Source organism: Pseudoalteromonas sp. meg-B1, from assembly GCF_003173795.1.
GTDB lineage: Bacteria > Pseudomonadota > Gammaproteobacteria > Enterobacterales > Alteromonadaceae > Pseudoalteromonas > Pseudoalteromonas undina.
The window spans coordinates 1,037,334-1,055,783 of record NZ_QGQU01000001.1 but is presented as its reverse complement, the minus strand read 5'-3'; the positions used below and the strand labels follow the sequence as shown (position 1 = coordinate 1,055,783).

Genomic DNA, 18,450 nt, shown 5'->3' with positions numbered 1-18,450 from the left:
ATGCTATTACATTACCTCGATTTAAGTTGGCGTAGCTTTAAGCGCACTCCTCTGGTGAGTTTCTTAATGGTGCTGGCGATTGCCATTGGGATTGGTGTAACCATGACCAGTTTAAGCGTTTATCATATGATGTCAGCAGATCCGATCCCGCATAAAAGCAGTCAATTGTATAACGTACAATTACAAACCATGGATGAAGGTCACACGTGGTGGACGGGTGACGATATCCCCATGCAATTGACTTATCAAGATGCCGTAAATTTACATAATGCGCCTACTCCAGATAAAAAAGTGGCCATGATGCGCACTGGCTTCTCGGTGTATTTAGACTCAGATAAAGTTAAGCCGTTTACTGGTGAAGCACGCATGACCACACCCGATTTTTTTAGCATGTTTGATGTGCCATTTATTTATGGCGGTGTGTGGAGTGTACAACAAGAGCAATCTGCAGCCCCTGTTTTGGTGATTTCAAAAGAGCTGAACGATAAGTTGTTTGCGGGTGAAAACTCCATCGGCAAACTAGTCTATTTGGATGACGATAGCTACCAAATTGTCGGTGTTATTGATGACTGGCCCCTCAACCTTAAATATTACGATTTAAATAACGGCGCTTTTGATAAAATAGCAGACCTATTTTTACCCTTTAGTTTAATTAAAGCAAAAGAGCTCACCAGCTGGGGCAATAGCAATGGCTGGAAACATGAAAATATAAATACCTATGCCGATAGATTGCAATCGGAAATAGTGTGGATCCAATTTTGGGCTCAGCTTGATACACCAGAGCAAAAAACCGCTTACGGTGATTACCTCACCTCTTACATTGAAGAGCAAAAAAAACGTGGCCGCTTCACGCGAGAGAAACCTGAATATAGCCTACGTGATGTAAACCAATGGATGGAATACAACAATGTCGTTAGTGAAGATAACAAAATACTGGTTAGTTTAAGCTTTATGTTTTTAGCGGTGTGTTTAGCTAATATTTTAGGATTATTACTAGCAAAGTTTTTACGCCGTGCTCCAGAAGTCGGCGTGCGTCGAGCACTCGGGGCAAGTAAGCGACAAGTCTTTCTACAGCATTTAGTAGAAGTAGCCATGCTTGGTTTTATCGGCGGGTTGCTCGGTATTGTACTTGCACAAATTGGCCTTCTCGGGGTAAGGCAAAGTTACGAATATTACAAAAACATAGCCACGATGGATTTAGCCATGTTATTAAGTGCCCCAGTTATCGCAATAACTACTTGCATTATTGCTGGGCTTTACCCTGCTTGGCTAGTGTGTAAAACCAACCCTGCCATTTACCTTAAGAGCCAATGAGGAGCTAATCATGTTAGAAATAAAACCAATATTTCATGCCCTTTGCCGCTCAAAGGTAGGCGCAATATTACTTTTAATTCAAATTGCAATTACGACAGCCATTGTCAGCAATGCGGCGTTTATCATTCAAGATAGAATCGCTTTTTTAAACCAAGAAACCGGCTATCCAGAGCAAGACTTGTTTAAGTTCAATGTGATGACCTTTGGGAAAGACGTTGATGCTAGCCAGCAGTTTGAACTAGATGAAGCCATGTTAAGAGCCCTACCAGGGGTTGAGAGTGCAGCGCAAAGTAGCAGTATTCCGTTATCTGGTAGTGGCAGCGCTTCCGGCTTTAATTTAAAACCTGCACCACAAGAAAGCAAAAATGTGCGCACTGCTTACTTTTTTATTGATGAGCACGGCCTAGACACATATGGTGTAAAATTAATTGCTGGGCGTAATTTTACTGAGGCTGAAGTACTCATTACAAATTCACCAACAGATAGAACAACCAATGTCACAGTCGTTACCGGGGCGTTAGCCAATGAGCTTTTCCCTAAGGGAGATGGCCTTGGTAAGACCGTTTATTTTGGTGACTTACCCCTACAAATTATTGGGATCACAGCGCCAATGAAAGGCCCTTGGCTAAAAGATAGTCACCCCAATAATGTCGCGCTTATTCCGTATATTCAAGGCAAAACTTACGCACAATTTGCTGTAAGAACAAAGCCAGGACAACGCGCAGCTGTAATGAAACAAATCGAAAATGCGATGCTAAATAATTATAGCAAGCGGGTGATCAACAATATTAAAGGTCTTGATGAACTTAAAGATCAATACATGGCTGCAGATAAACTTATGATGCGTATGTTAATTGTGCTCATAACCATACTGGTATTGGTAACCGCACTGGGCATTTTTGGTTTGACGCTATTTAATATAAACAAACGTACCAAGCAAATTGGAACCCGTCGTGCTTTAGGCGCTCGTAAATCTGCAATTGTTAATTATTTTTTAGTTGAAAATGCGCTGATTTGCATTGCTGGCTTATTTTTAGGTGCTATTTCAGCACTTTTACTCGGTCAGTTATTAATGCAACATTTTTCAATAGCGGCATTACCATCAGGTTATATTGCTGTCACGGCAGTCATGGTGTTTACAATGAGTCTTTTGGCTGTATTTGGCCCAGCTAAACGCGCGGCAAATATTTCGCCGAGTATCGCAACCCGAACCATATAGCACAGCTCCCAACCTATGCTACACTGGCTAAACGCGGTGTAGCATTTTCAATATTTAAATAATAATAAACAGCGATTAAATTAACATGGAAAAAATACTTATCGTTGATGATAATCCTGCAATTTTAGATGCTTTGTCATTATTGCTAGAGATTCACGACTATAAAGTGGTTACTGCAAATAGCCCATTTGAAGCTATTCAAATTGTGCAATACCAGCGTATTGCACTTGTACTTCAAGATATGAACTTTAGTAACGACACAACTTCAGGAGAAGAGGGAAAGTTACTCTTTTATCAACTCAGAGAGCTAAATCCCTATCTGCCCATTATTCTGATCACTGCATGGACCGAGCTTGAAACAGCCGTTGAACTTGTCAAAGCCGGTGCGGCTGATTATTTACCAAAACCATGGGATGATGCCAAACTTCTTACCTGTGTTAATAACCTAATTGAACTAGGAAAGACCAAAAAACAAAATCAAACCTTATTGCGCCACCAGCAAGAGCGTGAGGCATCTATAGAAAATGCTAATTTAGTAGGTTTAATTTATCGCAGTACGGCCATGGAGCAATTAGTTAAAATGGCATTACAAGTCGCCAAATCTGATGTCTCTGTATTAATAACAGGCCCAAATGGCAGTGGTAAAGAGCGCATAGCACAAATTATTCAAGCAAACTCACCTCGCCAAAATGCTGCGTTTATTACGGTCAATGCAGGTGCCCTTCCCCATCAACTAATAGAAGCAGAATTATTTGGTGCAGAAGCAGGTGCTTTTACAGGGATCACAAAACAAAGGATTGGTCGATTTGAAGCGGCTGATGGTGGCACATTATTTTTAGATGAAATAGGTAATCTCCCTTTATCAGGACAAATGAAGCTCCTACGGATTTTACAAACGGGAGAATTCGAGCGCTTAGGTTCAACCCAGACCCGAAAAGTTAATGTCCGTGTAATATCAGCGACCAATGAAAACCTAACAGATGCAATCAGCAAAGGGCTGTTTAGAGAAGACTTATACTACCGCTTAAATGTAATTGAACTTAACCTGCCAAGTCTTAATCAGCGACCGGATGACATACTTCCTCTTATTCGTCATTTTTTAGTAGAACGTGAGCTGGACTTACAATGCGAAAACCTACTTTTAGCCCATTCATGGCCCGGTAATGTTCGTGAACTTGAAAATGCATGTAAACGTGTCAGTGTGCTCAAACCCAGCGGTGAGATAAGCATCGACGACTTTGGTTTAACTCCTATTACGCCTCAAACACACACTCAAAAAGTAGAGCCTAACAAACAACAAATTGAGGATGCCATGCGTTTACATAAAGGGGTGATTGCCAAAGTAGCACGTGAGTTTGGACTCAGCCGACAAGCACTCTACCGTCGTCTTGATAAGTTTGAGATTGCCTACTGATGAAAAAATCAAGATACCGCTTCTCTTTAACTTCTAAAGTGATTTTAGTATGTGTATTTTCCTCTGTGATCCCTGTTTTTATCTGTTGTTGGCTGCTGGGTGTTGACGCTATAAAAACAACAGTAAGTGTTATTTTCACAGCCACTCTAAGTAGCTTATTGGCTCATCGACTCAGCGGTAAACTGGTCCAAGGTATTACTTCATTAGAAACTGGCTTATTAAATTTTAAAGATGGGGAACTATCGACTTTACTGGCCTATAACCATAATGATGAATTAGGTCATTTGTGTCAGCTTTACAATCAAACTGCAAAGCAATTAAGACAAGAAAAGCAATGGGTTTACCAACGAGAGTTGATGCTTGATAAGGTATTACAAAACGCCCCTCAAGCTGTATTATTGGTAAATGACAATGATTTTATTGTTTATAGTAACCATAGTGCGAGAGATTTTTTTAATGCAAGTACAGCCCTTGAAGGCGAGAAAATCTCACCATTATTGTCTAAAGCCCCACAGCAAATAATTAATGCCGTTAATAAAGGCGTAGATGGTTTATTTATTCTCGATAAAGCAGAACAAGAACCGCAAACATGGCACCTTTCAATGGGTCGCTTATTGCTTAACAACCAACACCACAGGTTGTTTGTATTTAAACAGCTGACCCGCGAATTGAGCCGCCAAGAAGTTGAAGTTTGGAAAAAGGTTATTAGGATCATTAGCCATGAACTCAATAACTCACTAGGTCCTATGTCATCCATGTTACATAGTGCACAGCTGTTAACGCAAAAAGTGGATGAACCTCGTTTACAACGCGTTTTCACTACCATTGAAGAGCGAATAAAGCATTTAAACGAGTTCGTTCAAGGCTATGGAAAGTTTGCTAAACTACCACCACCTAAAATAACAACGGTTGATTGGCATTCATTACTCGATCAATTACAAAGCCAATGGCAATTTAATTTCGACCTTCAAAAAGATATCATCACACGAGCCGATCAAACCCAAATAGAACAATTGCTCATTAACCTGTTGAAAAACGCACATGAATCAGAGTCGCTAGCAGAGCATATTAGTTTAAAAATAACACAAGATAACCTCGGCACTCATATTAATGTGAGCGATCAAGGAAAAGGCATGAGTGAAACGGTTATGGCCAGTGCTCTCATCCCTTTTTATTCTACCAAGGCAGCTGGAAGTGGATTAGGGTTGGCACTGTGTCGAGAAATTGTTGAAGCCCATCATGGGCAAATTAGCCTGCATAATCGTGAAATCGGCGGGATCAGTGTTTTTGTAAGTTTACCCTGATAACTGCTTATTTAAGAATGAAAACTTGCTCAATTTAGGGGCGATTCAATCGCGCTCTGAAGTTTGCGGCTTTGTAAGCTACGTAAAAACGAGTAAAGCTGCCTTCTCACTCCTTACTTTTAGCGTATAAGCAACAAGAGTAAATAATTTATAGACATAAAAAAAGCTGCAAATTGCAGCTTTTTTTTACCTAAACGCTTATTCAGCGTCTGCAGGTTTATGCTTTGCAGCTGTTTCTGCGATCAGTGGTTGTAATTCACCACGTTGAAACATTTCAATGATAATGTCACAGCCACCAATTAACTCACCTTCAACCCAAAGTTGTGGGAAAGTAGGCCAGTTAGCATACGCAGGAAGCTCTGCACGAATGTCTGGATTAAGTAAAATATCTACATAAGCAAACGGTTCACCACACGACATTAACGCTTGTGATGCTTGTGAAGAAAAACCACAATTAGGCAGTTTTGGTGATCCTTTCATGTATAAGATGATTGGGTTTTCAGCAATTTGCTGTTTAATTTTATCGATGGTTTCCATTTACAACCTCAAAATGACGATAGCGAACACATTAGGCCTTGAAAAAGTTTCACTGTGGCCTCAGATATATAGATTAAAATAGGCAATTAAAGCCTCAATCTTAAATAGCTTTAGCAAGAGCATTGCTGTTTGCTAAAACTTGAGTAAAATACTCAACAATTATAGTAACACTATATTCCTGTTTGGTATAGATAAGTGCCCTGTTTGCGCAGGCATTACGTATTACTAAATAGACTATCAACCAAAAGAAGATGGAGATAAAAAATGGCATTTGAACTACCGTCACTACCGTATGCAATTGATGCACTTGAGCCACATATTTCACAAGAAACGCTAGAGTTTCACCATGGTAAACACCACAACACTTATGTGACTAAACTTAACGGTTTAATCCCAGGCACTGAGTTTGAAGGTAAGTCACTTGAAGAAATCGTATGTTCTTCAGAAGGCGGTGTATTTAATAACGCTGCTCAAATCTGGAACCACACTTTCTACTGGAACAGCCTATCTCCAAATGGCGGTGGCGCTCCAACAGGTGCAATTGCTGATGCAATTAACGCCAAATGGGGCTCATTTGACGCATTTAAAGACGCGTTAAATGATAAAGCAGTAAATAACTTTGGTTCAAGCTGGACTTGGTTAGTTAAACTGGCTGATGGTTCACTAGACATCGTTAATACATCTAACGCTGCTACACCACTAACAGATGCAGGTGTTACTCCAATCCTAACAGTCGATTTATGGGAACACGCATACTACATTGATTACCGTAACGTGCGTCCAGATTACCTTAAAGGTTTCTGGTCACTAGTTAACTGGGAATTCGCGAACGCTAACTTCGCATAATTAGTTTAATACTAGTTTTAAAAAGACGCTTAGGCGTCTTTTTTTATGCCTACAATTTGCATTAATTGCGTTTATACGTAGGTTGTTTTATAAAAGCGCATCTTGATCATTTTTCATATAAATTTTTAATTTTATTGCACAAAAAATGAAATTCGTGACTAGACTTTAGATAGTGAATACATCTTCAAAGTAGGTTTCGGAGGTCATTATGACTATTTTTGATCACTACCAAGCACGTTATGAATCAACACAAGAAGAAGAGTACAGTGTTGCTGAATTCCTCGAAATTTGTAAAACCGATAAGTCTGCTTATGCCAGTGCACCTGAAAGGTTACTGATGGCCATTGGCGAGCCTAAAATGGTAGATACTGCTACCGATACTCGCCTAAGTCGCTTATTTTCAAATCGTGTTGTTGCACGTTACCCAGCATTTGCTGACTTTTATGGCATGGAAGACGCTATTGAACAAATTGTGTCTTATTTAAAACATGCAGCACAAGGCTTAGAGGAGTGTAAACAAGTACTTTATTTACTCGGCCCTGTGGGTGGTGGTAAGTCATCAATTGCCGAAAAATTAAAGTATTTAATGCAACAAGTGCCTATATACTCAATTAAAGGCTCACCAGTTAATGACCATCCGCTGGCATTATTTGACCCCATTGAAGATGCAAACCTGCTCGAAAAAGAATATGGAATTAAGTCTCGCTACCTTAAAACAGTGATGTCGCCATGGGCCGCAAAACGCTTACAAGAATTTAATGGTGATATTAGCCAATTTAGAGTGGTTAAACGCTTCCCATCAATTTTAAATCAAGTAGCGATTGCTAAAACAGAGCCCGGCGATGAAAACAACCAAGATATTTCGGCTCTTGTAGGTAAAGTAGATATCCGCCAGCTTGAACACTTTGCGCAAAATGATCCTGATGCGTACGCTTATTCAGGCGCATTATGTTTAGCTAACCAAGGCTTAATGGAGTTTGTGGAAATGTTCAAAGCACCGATAAAAGTGCTACACCCGCTTTTAACAGCCACACAAGAAGGCAACTATAACGGCACAGAAGGCATAAGCGCCCTGCCATTTAACGGCATGATACTCGCCCACTCCAACGAGTCAGAATGGCAAACCTTTAAAAACAATAAAAACAACGAAGCTTTTTTAGACCGTGTTTATATTGTTAAAGTCCCATATTGCTTAAGAGTGACCGAGGAGATTAAAATTTACGATAAGCTGATTGAACACAGTGAGCTTTATAATGCCCCATGTGCGCCAGGAACACTTAAAATTTTAGCTCAATTTACCACTCTCTCGCGCTTAAAAGAGCCAGAAAACTCTAGCATTTACTCTAAAATGCGGGTCTACGATGGTGAAACACTCAAAGATACCGATCCAAAAGCTAAGTCATACCAAGAATATCGTGATTACGCTGGTGTCGATGAGGGCATGAACGGTCTTTCAACTCGTTTTGCGTTTAAAATTTTATCTCGCGTATTCAACTTTGATACCACCGAAGTGGCCGCCAACCCAGTACATTTGTTTTATGTACTTGAGCAACAAATTGAACGAGAACAATTTAGTGTCGAGGTTGAAGAGCGTTATTTAAGCTTTTTAAAAGGCTATTTAATTCCACAATATGTTGAGTTTATAGGTAAAGAGCTGCAAACCGCCTATCTAGAATCGTACTCGGAATACGGACAAAATATTTTTGACCGCTACGTTATTTATGCTGATTTTTGGATTCAAGATCAAGAGTATCGCGACCCTGATACAGGGCAATTGTTTGACCGTGATGCGCTTAATGCTGAGCTCGAAAAAATTGAGAAACCGGCAGGTATTTCAAATCCTAAAGATTTCAGAAATGAAATTGTTAACTTTGTACTACGTGCTCGCGCTCACAATAATGGTAAGAATCCGCTATGGACGAGTTATGAGAAACTACGCACTGTTATTGAGAAAAAAATGTTCTCAAACACCGAAGACTTACTCCCTGTCATTTCATTCAATGCTAAAACATCAGCTGAGGATCAGCAAAAGCATGAGGACTTTGTTAACCGTATGGTTGAAAAAGGCTACACGCAAAAACAAGTGCGCTTGCTATCTGAGTGGTATTTACGGGTTAGAAAATCGCAATAACCTTCATAATTGCAGTTTTTAGGAGGTCATTATGGCGCATTTTATCGACAGGCGTTTAAATGGCAAAAACAAAAGCACAGTTAACCGCCAGCGTTTTATTAGGCGTTATAAAAAGCAGATAAAAGAAGCGGTGTCTGATGCGATAAATAAACGCAGCGTCACCGACTCTAGCTCTGGGGAGAGTATATCTATTCCACAGCGTGATATTAGTGAACCTACTTTTCATCAAGGTAGAGGCGGTAATAGAGAGCAAATACATCCAGGGAACGATCAGTTCTCTACTGGTGATAAAATTGAGCGACCTAAAGGTGGACAAGGCGGTGGCGCGGGCGAAGGTGAAGCGAGTGATTCTGGCGAAGGCCAAGATGATTTTGTTTTCTCAATCTCTAAAGACGAATATCTTGATTTGTTATTTGAAGATTTAGAACTCCCTAATTTACAAGAAAATCAGCTCGATAAGCTCGTACAAATGAAAACCCATCGCGCTGGGTTTTGCAGCGACGGTATGCCCAGTAATATTGACGTAGTGCGTTCATTACAAGGCTCTTTAGCTCGTAGAATTGCAATGACCGCAGGAAAAAAGCGCCGCCTTAGTGAACTTGAGGGGCAATTAGCACTACTGCTTGAACAACCACACTGCGACAAAGCCGCTGTGACATTGTTGCAACAAGAAATCGACATTCTAAAGCAGCAAATTAAATCGGTACCCTTTATTGATAACTACGATTTGCGTTTTCGTAACTATAATAAACAACCACACCCAACCAGCAAAGCAGTAATGTTTTGTATTATGGATGTATCCGGTTCAATGGATCAAGCCACCAAAGACATGGCAAAACGCTTTTATATTTTGCTTTATCAGTTTTTAACTCGCAGCTATAAAGACATTGAGGTTGTGTATATTCGTCATCATACTCAAGCTAAAGAAGTTGATGAACAAGAGTTTTTTTACTCCCAAGAAACGGGCGGTACTATCGTTTCAAGTGCGCTTAAGCTGATGAATGAAATAATAGCAGAGCGCTATAATGCTGATGAATGGAATATATACGCAGCACAAGCCTCTGATGGTGATAACTGGGCAGATGATACCCCGCAATGTGGGCATATTTTACGTAACAAACTGTTAAGCGCAGTGCGATATTTTGCCTATATAGAAATTACTACCCGCGCCCACCAAAGTTTATGGCGCGAGTACCAAAGCATAAGCCAAACTCACAGTAATTTTGCCATCCAACATATTCAAGGTGTTGAAGACATTTACCCTATATTTAGGGAGCTATTTAAAAAAGGCCGTCAACAGCAAGGGGCTGCATAGCCAAAGCGAGGTAGCAATATGAATAACGAGCGAATCAGTGATGGGCCCGATTGGACCTTTGAGTTACTTCAGCAATATCAAGATGAAATTGCACGTGTTGCTGAGCATTATAAACTAGACACATACCCTAACCAAATTGAAGTGATCACTGCTGAGCAAATGATGGATGCTTACTCCAGTGTAGGCATGCCTATTGGCTATACTCACTGGTCTTACGGTAAAAAGTTTATCCAAACAGAACAAAATTATAAACGAGGTCAAATGGGCCTTGCATATGAAATTGTGATTAACTCCAATCCATGTATAGCTTATTTAATGGAAGAAAATACGCTGCCGATGCAGGCATTGGTTATGGCACATGCGTGTTACGGGCATAACTCTTTTTTTAAGGGGAATTATTTATTTAAAACATGGACTGATGCCGGTTCTATAATTGACTATTTATTGTTTGCTAAAAACTATATTAGCCGCTGTGAAGAGAAATACGGTATTTCTGAAGTAGAAAGCATACTCGACTCTTGCCATGCGTTAATGAGTTATGGTGTTGACAGGTATAAACGTCCGCAGCGTATTTCGTTATTTGAAGAACAAAAACGCCAGCAAGAACGGGCTGAGTACTTACAATCACAAGTTAATGAACTATGGCGTACCATTCCCTCTCAGCAGCAAGAATCAAAAAAAAGTGAGTGCCACTTTCCGCAAGAGCCACAGGAAAACATTCTGTATTTTATTGAAAAAAATGCTCCTTTACTTGAGCCATGGCAACGAGAAATCGTACGTATTGTGCGAAAAATATCGCAGTACTTTTATCCGCAAAAACAAACACAGGTTATGAATGAAGGTTGGGCCACTTTTTGGCACTACACTATTTTGAACCACTTATATGATGAGGGAAAACTAACCGACTCATTTATGTTAGAGTTTTTACAAAGCCATACAAATGTTGTGTATCAACCCCCTTATAATAGCGATTATTACTCAGGTATTAACCCCTATGCGCTGGGTTTTAATATGATGGTAGATATACGCCGAATTTGTGAAAACCCGACAGAAGAAGATAAACGCTGGTTTCCTGAACATGCTGGTAATGACTGGCTTGAAACTCTTCACTTTGCAATGCAAAACTTTAAAGATGAAAGTTTTATTAGCCAATTTTTATCGCCAAAACTGATCAGAGACTTTAAATTGTTCACTATAGTAGACCATGCTAACAACCCACATTTAGAAATAGGCGCTATTCATGACGATAATGGCTACAAAGCGGTTAGAGAGGCACTTTCTGCACAATATAACCTTAGTAATCATGAACCTAACATACAAGTTTACGATGTAGACTTGCGTGGAGATCGCTCATTAACCCTGCGATATATCCCTCACAACGCCATTCCACTGGCCAACTCCCATGAGGAGGTATTAAAACACCTTTACAGACTATGGGGCTTTAAGGTAAAACTTGAACAGGAGTCAAATTCTGGTGATATTTCAACCATTGGTCAATGCCCAAGCGATGATTCACGCCATACAACAGAGTAAAAATATGCAGAGCGAACCGATTGTGAGTTTTATGCAGGTTATACTGTCTATATTTCTCCAATATTAAGAGATTTAGGCTTGGTTTTTTCTGAAGAACAGCTCGTTAATGCGTTTGAGAAACGACCACAATAGCAGCAGGCTCTTATAACTGATAACAACTTACGCGATAAGCTTCATATTAAAGCGGGATTACCCGAGCAGGTGATCTTAAGCTTAGCGGCTAAGCTTAATGCTGATTTAATGATTATAGGCTCTGTAGGAAATGTAGGGATTAAAGCTAAGCTCATTGGTAATACCGCAGAAAAAATAATGCGTTTACTCAAAACTGATTTACTTATTTTACCTCCCAATTAAAAAAATGATGCTTACGCATCATTTTTTATATCAGCATATACCGACACTTTATTTCGACCGGTTTCTTTTGAATGGTAAAGTGCTTTATCGGCAGCTTCAATCCAACGCTCATGATCTTTAAATTCGTTGTCAAAGCAGGCAATACCCACACTAATGGCCATATGCATAGTGTGCTCTTTGTATTTCGCTGGTGAGGTTTCGATTAATTGGCGTAAGCGCTCAGCAAATACGATAGCCCCTTGTTTATCGGTATCTAATAAAGTAACAACAAACTCTTCACCGCCGTATCGCCCAGCAATATCAGTTTCACGCAATGCAGTTTTAAGTAAACTCGCTATATGACGAAGTGCTTCATCTCCAGCACTATGACCAAAGTCATCGTTTACCTTTTTAAAGTGATCAATATCAAAAATTAATAACGAGCAGCAACCTTCACTGCGCTTAGTACGTAAAAATTCTTGATGTAACAAATGCTCCCAATGTCCTCGGTTTGCAAGCTGGGTAAGGCTGTCAGTTTGGCTTACTTGCTCTAATTTTTTGTTTAACTCTTCAAGCTCTTTTTTATTAACTGCAATATCCGTTACATCGTAGATAATAATACAAATATGCTCTACTTCCCCTCGTACATTCGTAAGTGGAATAAACGTGGCGTTTTGATACATATAATCCGCTTTACCTGTAATCGGTCGATAATTTTTAAAACGAAAAATATAAGGCTGCTGTTCCCAAATAGTAAATGAACGATTTTTTAATACAAACACTGACTCAGCTTTACTTCTAAACCATTTTTCATCTATGGCTGGAAATAGATCAAACAAGTCTTTATCTTTTACTGCACTCGGTAACAGCCCAGAATGGTTTTCCATAAAGCCATTCCAAACGCACACCTTGTAGTCTCTATCAAGCACCACAAGGCCTACATCAACAGTATTAAACATGTCCATTAACCAATGGATTTCATTTAAATCTAAATCAGCTGGCATAAATATTTAATCTTCCAGTAGATAAGCAACTTTATATTTCAAAGTTTTAAGTGAATCTTCAGTAAAGAGCAACATTAAATCACAACTAATATCATGATTTTCAATACCGTAACTAATTTCTATGGCAAGTGTCCGTTGCCAACGCGACTTATTAGACTGAACAAGCTCAGAAACATCACGGTGCTGGCCCAATACAATGGGATGGCCTTGACTAAAGGTCATGTCGAGCTGCTTTGATAAGCCTGTTAATATAGCGCCAATTAAAATGTTACTTACATCCATTAGCAACTCTAACTCAACCTTGTCGTTTAATTCACCTTCGTAATTCATTAATGAGGCTATTTCTTTAAAACTAGAATCATTTAAAAGTAATAACGCCTCACCAGATACCCCGCCGCCAATAAAACCTTGGCAAATACCCGACGTAGTGTCATTGGTATCAACAGAGCTTAGCGCCATATTAAGCTCACTGACTTCTAAAACATTAACATTAGGAATGGGTAGCTTAACAAATACATTAAGCAGTCGTGCAAGTAGATCCCCTGCTTGGCCCATAGCAACATTAGTCAGCTCTTGGTATATATCACGAACATCAGGGTCAACTTGTTCACCTAAAGTGTGGGACAAACGTTCACGCAGTGCTCTATCTCTTATGCCATGGTGCTCTATAATGGCAGCGAGCTTTTCAGGGGAACATGGTTTTTGAATAAAGTCTATGGCGCCAAGTTCAAGTACACGTTGATGTGCGCTTGGTTGAATATCGCCCGATACCACCACAGTGAGCACGTCTAGTCCCTGATCTTTCATTGCTGCCAACACACCATAGCCGTCCATCTCTGGCATATTTAAATCAAGGAAAAGAATTTCAGGTTGGGCTTTGCTTATTTGTTTTATGCAGTCTACACCGTCACATGCAAATTCAATTTTAATATCCCAATCATCGGGTAAGGAACGAGCCAACTGGCGTCGTGCTAATTTTGAATCATCACATATTAAAACCGATGTTGACATACAATCTCACTATTTTAAAACTGGGTGTAATTTTAAGCGTGTAGAACAAGCCACGGATACATAAAAAATAATACCTATTTCTTATACATACATAGTAATCAATGTATTACTTATTTTCAATTTTAGGCAAAAATAAAGCTGTGGATTTTTCTGCTTGGTTACTTATCTACATTATAATACACTCACAACTATTGCGTTAATTTAAAAGGAAAAAACTCCATGCGTCGTACATTAGCTTTTGCATTAAGCCTATTTTGCTGTGCCAGTTTTGCCGCAGATTTACCCGAAAACACACTCGATGCAGGAAAAGTAACTGCACAAGGTAAGCCAGTTACCTTATTAGGGAAAGGCCTTAAAGTTGGTGAAGATGCTCCTAACTTTAAAGTAGTTAATGACAGTTTCACTGCTGTTACGTTAGAAGACTATAAAGGCCAAGCTGTATTAATTAGTGTTGTTCCGAGCTTAGATACCGGTATTTGTAGCTTACAAACTAAGCACTTTAATGAAAAAGTCGCCCAACAATTTCCAGGCGTGGCCATGCTCACTATTAGTGCCGATTTACCATTTGCGCAAAAGCGTTTTTGTAAGGCCGAAAATATCGATAAAGTAACGACGCTTTCTGATTCTGTATGGCGTGATTTTGGCCAACAGTATGGCTTAATCATTAAAGATATGGGATTACTTACCCGCTCTGTTTTTATTCTTGATAAGAGCCATAAAGTTATTTATAAGCAATTAGTTAGTAGTTTATCAACTGAGCCTGAATACGATAGCGTTATTGAAAAGCTTAAAACGCTTTAAAGGTCGAATTTCAAATAATAAAAAACCGCTATTAAGCGGTTTTTTAAATTATGCTTTTAGTTTTAGGTACAAGTTAACCTAAAAGCTCAGCTAGTTGCTTGCTTACTGCTTCAACCGCTTGGGTACCGTCTAGTTTATGGTACTGCGTGTTACCCGCTTTCGCTTCTGCTTGGTAGTAGTCAACCAATGGCATTGTTTGCTCATGGTAAATGCCTAAGCGTTTACGAACTGTCTCTTCTGTGTCATCTGCACGAATAATAAGCTCTTCACCTGTTTCGTTGTCTTTACCTTCCTCTTTTGGTGGATTGTAAACAACATGGTAAACACGACCAGAACCAGGATGAACACGACGTCCGCCCATACGCTCAACAATAACTTCATCAGCAACATCAAATTCAATAACGTGATCAACCACTACGCCATTTTCTTTCATAGCATCAGCTTGTGGAATTGTACGTGGGAAACCATCGAGTAAAAAACCTTTCTCACAATCAGGTTTTGCAATACGCTCTTTAACAAGGCCGATAATAATATCATCTGAAATAAGCTGACCTGCGTCCATTACTTTTTTTGCTTCTAGGCCAAGTGGTGTGCCCTCTTTAATTGCAGCTCGTAGCATATCGCCGGTAGAAATTTGTGGAATACCGTATCTATCCATTAAAAACTGAGCTTGAGTACCTTTACCTGCACCCGGTGCGCCCAAAAGAATAATGCGCATATCATTGTCCCCTAATATGAGAGTTTATTTTAAAGTCTGAATTCTTCCATAAGCGCTGCAGATACTCAAGTAACTTATACTAATTGTCTATACAGCAGCGCATAAAAAAGGGAACAGACGTTCCCTTTTGACTCAATCATTGATTTTTAATACTTATTTGCTTAAATCAAGCATAAGTTTATTTAAGCGAGTTACAAATCCAGTTGGATCTTTAAGTGTACCGCGCTCTGCAAGCAAAGCTTGGTCTAGTAGTACATGTGACCACTGTGCAAACTTATCTTCGTCTTGCTCATCATTTAAATGCTTAACCAGTTGGTGCTCTGGATTTAATTCAAACACAGGCTTAGCCTCAGGAACAGCTTGACCTACTGACTCCATAAGCTTTTGCATTTGCGAGCTCATGTCGTTGTCATCGCTCACTACACATGCTGGTGAGTCGGTTAAGCGGTGAGTAAAGCGTACATCTTTAACATCATCTCCTAATGCAGTTTTGATACGCTCAACCAAGCCTGCAACTTCTTTTTCAGACTCTTCTTGTGCTTTTTTAGTTTCTTCGTCATCTAGCTTACCTAAATCTAGATCACCGCGGGTAATTGACTGAAATTGCTTTTCGCCAAATTCCGTTAAATGGCTCATCATCCACTCATCTACACGATCGCTTAGCAATAATACTTCAATGCCTTTTTTACGGAAGATTTCTAAGTGTGGTGAATTTTTAGCAGCAATGAATGAGTCAGCAACCACATAGTAAATTTTATCTTGGCTGTCCTTCATGCGCTCAATGTATTGCTCAAGTGAAACATCTTGAGTTTCTGAGTCGGTGTGCGTTGATGAAAAGCGTAATAATTTAGCAATGCTTTCTTTGTTGGCCGCATCTTCTGCAGGCCCTTCTTTCATTACCTGACCAAATTCATTCCAAAATGTTTGGTAATCATCGGCTTTGTTTTTAGCCATACGCTCAAGCATTTTAATAATACGCGACGTACACCCCTTACGAATAGCTTGGGTAACTTTGTTGTCTTGTAAAATTTCACGCGATACGTTTAGTGGTAAATCGTTTGAGTCTAATAAGCCTTTAACAAAACGTAAGTAGCTTGGCATAAACTGTTCAGCGTCATCCATAATAAACACGCGTTGAACATAAAGTTTTAAACCACTTTGGCGCTCACGATTCCATAAATCAAAAGGTGCTTTTTTTGGAATGTATAACAAACTGGTGTATTCAGTTTTACCTTCAACTTTATTATGTCCCCAGCTAAGCGGATCTTCCCAGTCGTGGCTTACATGCTTATAAAACTCTTTGTATTCGTCCTCAGAGATTTCTGATTTGTCACGTGTCCATAATGCAGTTGCACGGTTAATGCTTTCCCACTCACCTGGAACAGCCGGAATTTTTTCACCATCTTCACCTTCAGACTCAGGTACTTCTGCCTTGTACATTTGTACTGGTGTAGAAATATGATCAGAGTATTTAGTTACGATACTGCGAAGACGCCATTCATCTGCATATTCATTTTCTTCTTCACGAAGATGTAAAATAATATCTGTACCACGGCCTTCTTTTTCGATTTCTTGTAGCGTGTACTCGCCTTCACCTTTTGACTGCCATTCAACCGCTGTTGTCTCTCCTGCTTTACGAGTACGAACAGTCACTTCATCAGCAACAATAAATGCTGAGTAAAAACCAACACCAAATTGACCAATAAGCTGTGAATCTTTACTTTGATCGCCCGTTAAGTTTTTGAAAAATTCAGCCGTACCCGACTTAGCAATGGTGCCTAATGAGCTGATCACTTCATCACGCGTCATACCAATACCATTATCAGAAATGGTCACTGTGTTAGCGTCTTTATCTGCGCTTATACGTACGCGTAAATCTGCATCACCTTGATAAAGGTCACCGTTTGAAAGGGCTAAAAAGCGTAGTTTATCGGCTGCGTCAGATGCATTTGATACAAGCTCGCGTAAAAAGATTTCTTTATTTGAATAAAGCGAGTGAATCATTAAGTTTAATAGTTGTTTTACTTCTGTTTGAAAGCCTAATGTTTCTTTTTGTGCTGCAGTCATTTATGTATCTCCAATTTGCAAAGTGTCTGCGTTATGCACTTAATATGGGGTGAGCCGTGAGAAGTTCAAGTAAAAAAAATAAAAAACCCCATTCAAAGACACTTTAAATGGGTTAATCAATTAAAAAGGCGTTATGGCATGCCCGTGCATTGGCTTATCAGTGCATGGATGAACAAAAAATAAATCGCTGGCATGCAATAATAATCGTTGAGCACCCTGCTCACTGCAATCATTTTTATATAAATCACATCCAAGTATAGGGTGGCCAAAAATTAAACTGTGAATTCTAAGTTGATGAGTGCGTCCAGTTATAGGAGTAAAATCAACCAAAGTTTTTTGCTCTTTGTTAAAGCGTTTAACCACTTTAAATTGAGTGCGCGAGGGTTTGCCGCTCTGGTGACAAATTTTCACTTTCGGAAATAACATTTTATCTTTTGCTATAGGCGCAGTAATTTCTCCCTGAGACTCTGCAACCAATCCAAAGAGCATTGCGCGATATTGCTTTTTAACACTTCGGGATTGGAATTGCTGATTCAGTGCTTTAGCTGCTTGCTCGTTAAGTGCTACCACCATCACTCCGGAGGTACCTAAATCTAAACGGTGGGGTAATATCGCAGTAGGAAACGCTGCGGTAACGCCTTGTTGGCCATTAACAAGCCTATAGTGAACCGAATCCCAGTTAAGAGGGTTTTTACCCGACAAGCTCAACAAGCCGCTAGGTTTATTGATCAATAAAATATCATCATCTTGATAAATAATTTTTATGTGTTCATGGCAAACAGGTGCGATAAAGTCATCAACAATCACATTAGCACTTTGAGTTATTGCAGCCATACCATCCTTAAACTTTTGTTTATATTGCAATTAAAGCCAACAAAAAAGCCTACAGCATGTATGTAGGCT

16 protein-coding genes are annotated in these 18,450 nt (G+C 39.6%); 10 read left to right on the top strand and 6 right to left on the bottom strand.

All coding sequences use genetic code 11. The annotated features are described in order from the left end of the window. The 4 genes from DK924_RS05115 to DK924_RS05100 all read left to right on the top strand — a co-directional run bounded on the left by DK924_RS05115 (position 1) and on the right by DK924_RS05100 (position 5,251). Positions 1-1,314: an ABC transporter permease gene (locus DK924_RS05115; RefSeq protein ID WP_010388609.1), complete on the top strand. Its 1,314-nt coding sequence runs from the start codon at positions 1-3 to the stop codon at positions 1,312-1,314. Positions 1,315-1,324: 10 nt separating this feature from the next. Beyond that, a complete protein-coding gene (locus DK924_RS05110; RefSeq protein WP_109874499.1) occupies positions 1,325-2,533 on the top strand; it encodes an ABC transporter permease in 1,209 nt (402 codons plus the stop codon). 85 nt (positions 2,534-2,618) lie between these two features. After that, complete coding sequence (locus DK924_RS05105) at positions 2,619-3,947, top strand: sigma-54 dependent transcriptional regulator (protein ID WP_055012937.1); 1,329 nt, start codon at positions 2,619-2,621, stop codon at positions 3,945-3,947. After that, positions 3,947-5,251: a PAS domain-containing sensor histidine kinase gene (locus tag DK924_RS05100; RefSeq protein ID WP_109874498.1), complete on the top strand. Its 1,305-nt coding sequence runs from the start codon at positions 3,947-3,949 to the stop codon at positions 5,249-5,251. The genes DK924_RS05105 and DK924_RS05100 overlap by 1 nt, the downstream gene beginning before the upstream one ends. A gap of 198 nt (positions 5,252-5,449) precedes the next feature. Here DK924_RS05100 and DK924_RS05095 read toward each other — a convergent pair whose 3' ends face one another. After that, positions 5,450-5,788 carry a Grx4 family monothiol glutaredoxin gene (locus tag DK924_RS05095; RefSeq protein WP_024602947.1) on the bottom strand — a complete coding sequence of 113 codons (339 nt, stop codon included), beginning with the start codon at positions 5,786-5,788 and terminating at the stop codon, positions 5,450-5,452. 264 nt (positions 5,789-6,052) lie between these two features. Between DK924_RS05095 and DK924_RS05090 the strand changes: the two genes are divergently transcribed. The 5 genes from DK924_RS05090 to DK924_RS18830 all read left to right on the top strand — a co-directional run bounded on the left by DK924_RS05090 (position 6,053) and on the right by DK924_RS18830 (position 11,967). After that, a complete protein-coding gene (locus tag DK924_RS05090; RefSeq protein WP_010388603.1) occupies positions 6,053-6,634 on the top strand; it encodes a superoxide dismutase in 582 nt (193 codons plus the stop codon). Between the two features lie 208 nt (positions 6,635-6,842). After that, positions 6,843-8,765: a PrkA family serine protein kinase gene (locus DK924_RS05085; protein WP_109874497.1), complete on the top strand. Its 1,923-nt coding sequence runs from the start codon at positions 6,843-6,845 to the stop codon at positions 8,763-8,765. A 31-nt stretch (positions 8,766-8,796) separates the two neighbouring features. Beyond that, entirely contained in the window at positions 8,797-10,080 is a 1,284-nt protein-coding gene (locus tag DK924_RS05080; RefSeq protein ID WP_010388601.1) for a YeaH/YhbH family protein, read from the top strand. 18 nt (positions 10,081-10,098) lie between these two features. Then, a complete protein-coding gene (locus DK924_RS05075; protein ID WP_109874496.1) occupies positions 10,099-11,613 on the top strand; it encodes a SpoVR family protein in 1,515 nt (504 codons plus the stop codon). A 144-nt stretch (positions 11,614-11,757) separates the two neighbouring features. After that, positions 11,758-11,967 carry a universal stress protein gene (locus DK924_RS18830; RefSeq protein ID WP_309076567.1) on the top strand — a complete coding sequence of 70 codons (210 nt, stop codon included), beginning with the start codon at positions 11,758-11,760 and terminating at the stop codon, positions 11,965-11,967. Between the two features lie 11 nt (positions 11,968-11,978). On the opposite strand, the gene DK924_RS05065 is transcribed toward DK924_RS18830, so the two are convergent. Both DK924_RS05065 and DK924_RS05060 read right to left on the bottom strand, forming a co-directional pair. Next, positions 11,979-12,950, bottom strand: coding sequence for a diguanylate cyclase (locus tag DK924_RS05065; RefSeq protein WP_010388598.1), 972 nt, complete (start codon positions 12,948-12,950; stop codon positions 11,979-11,981). 6 nt (positions 12,951-12,956) lie between these two features. Beyond that, positions 12,957-13,961, bottom strand: a complete 1,005-nt coding sequence (locus tag DK924_RS05060; protein WP_010388597.1) for a response regulator — start codon at positions 13,959-13,961, stop codon at positions 12,957-12,959. Positions 13,962-14,180: 219 nt separating this feature from the next. Between DK924_RS05060 and tpx the strand changes: the two genes are divergently transcribed. Next, positions 14,181-14,762 (top strand): thiol peroxidase, encoded by a 582-nt coding sequence (tpx, locus tag DK924_RS05055; RefSeq protein ID WP_109874495.1) that lies wholly within the window; start codon positions 14,181-14,183, stop codon positions 14,760-14,762. 73 nt (positions 14,763-14,835) lie between these two features. On the opposite strand, the gene adk is transcribed toward tpx, so the two are convergent. The 3 genes from adk to DK924_RS05040 all read right to left on the bottom strand — a co-directional run bounded on the left by adk (position 14,836) and on the right by DK924_RS05040 (position 18,381). After that, positions 14,836-15,480: an adenylate kinase gene (adk, locus tag DK924_RS05050; protein WP_008468042.1), complete on the bottom strand. Its 645-nt coding sequence runs from the start codon at positions 15,478-15,480 to the stop codon at positions 14,836-14,838. A 153-nt stretch (positions 15,481-15,633) separates the two neighbouring features. After that, entirely contained in the window at positions 15,634-17,547 is a 1,914-nt protein-coding gene (gene htpG / locus DK924_RS05045) for a molecular chaperone HtpG (protein WP_054201119.1), read from the bottom strand. 120 nt (positions 17,548-17,667) lie between these two features. After that, positions 17,668-18,381, bottom strand: coding sequence for an RluA family pseudouridine synthase (locus tag DK924_RS05040; protein ID WP_109874494.1), 714 nt, complete (start codon positions 18,379-18,381; stop codon positions 17,668-17,670). Positions 18,382-18,450 lie beyond the last annotated feature (69 nt).

What these genes read in the sequence shown, in the direction of transcription:
- DK924_RS05115 (WP_010388609.1), top strand. Translation starts at nt 1, where the DNA reads ATGCTATTACATTACCTCGATTTAAGTTGGCGTAGCTTTAAGCGCACT.
- htpG (WP_054201119.1), bottom strand. Translation starts at nt 17,547, where the DNA reads ATGACTGCAGCACAAAAAGAAACATTAGGCTTTCAAACAGAAGTAAAA.
- DK924_RS05090 (WP_010388603.1), top strand. Translation starts at nt 6,053, where the DNA reads ATGGCATTTGAACTACCGTCACTACCGTATGCAATTGATGCACTTGAG.
- DK924_RS05095 (WP_024602947.1), bottom strand. Translation starts at nt 5,788, where the DNA reads ATGGAAACCATCGATAAAATTAAACAGCAAATTGCTGAAAACCCAATC.
- DK924_RS05080 (WP_010388601.1), top strand. Translation starts at nt 8,797, where the DNA reads ATGGCGCATTTTATCGACAGGCGTTTAAATGGCAAAAACAAAAGCACA.
- DK924_RS05065 (WP_010388598.1), bottom strand. Translation starts at nt 12,950, where the DNA reads ATGCCAGCTGATTTAGATTTAAATGAAATCCATTGGTTAATGGACATG.
- DK924_RS05085 (WP_109874497.1), top strand. Translation starts at nt 6,843, where the DNA reads ATGACTATTTTTGATCACTACCAAGCACGTTATGAATCAACACAAGAA.
- DK924_RS05110 (WP_109874499.1), top strand. Translation starts at nt 1,325, where the DNA reads ATGTTAGAAATAAAACCAATATTTCATGCCCTTTGCCGCTCAAAGGTA.
- DK924_RS05100 (WP_109874498.1), top strand. Translation starts at nt 3,947, where the DNA reads ATGAAAAAATCAAGATACCGCTTCTCTTTAACTTCTAAAGTGATTTTA.
- adk (WP_008468042.1), bottom strand. Translation starts at nt 15,480, where the DNA reads ATGCGCATTATTCTTTTGGGCGCACCGGGTGCAGGTAAAGGTACTCAA.
- DK924_RS05060 (WP_010388597.1), bottom strand. Translation starts at nt 13,961, where the DNA reads ATGTCAACATCGGTTTTAATATGTGATGATTCAAAATTAGCACGACGC.
- DK924_RS05040 (WP_109874494.1), bottom strand. Translation starts at nt 18,381, where the DNA reads ATGGCTGCAATAACTCAAAGTGCTAATGTGATTGTTGATGACTTTATC.
- DK924_RS05105 (WP_055012937.1), top strand. Translation starts at nt 2,619, where the DNA reads ATGGAAAAAATACTTATCGTTGATGATAATCCTGCAATTTTAGATGCT.
- tpx (WP_109874495.1), top strand. Translation starts at nt 14,181, where the DNA reads ATGCGTCGTACATTAGCTTTTGCATTAAGCCTATTTTGCTGTGCCAGT.
- DK924_RS05075 (WP_109874496.1), top strand. Translation starts at nt 10,099, where the DNA reads ATGAATAACGAGCGAATCAGTGATGGGCCCGATTGGACCTTTGAGTTA.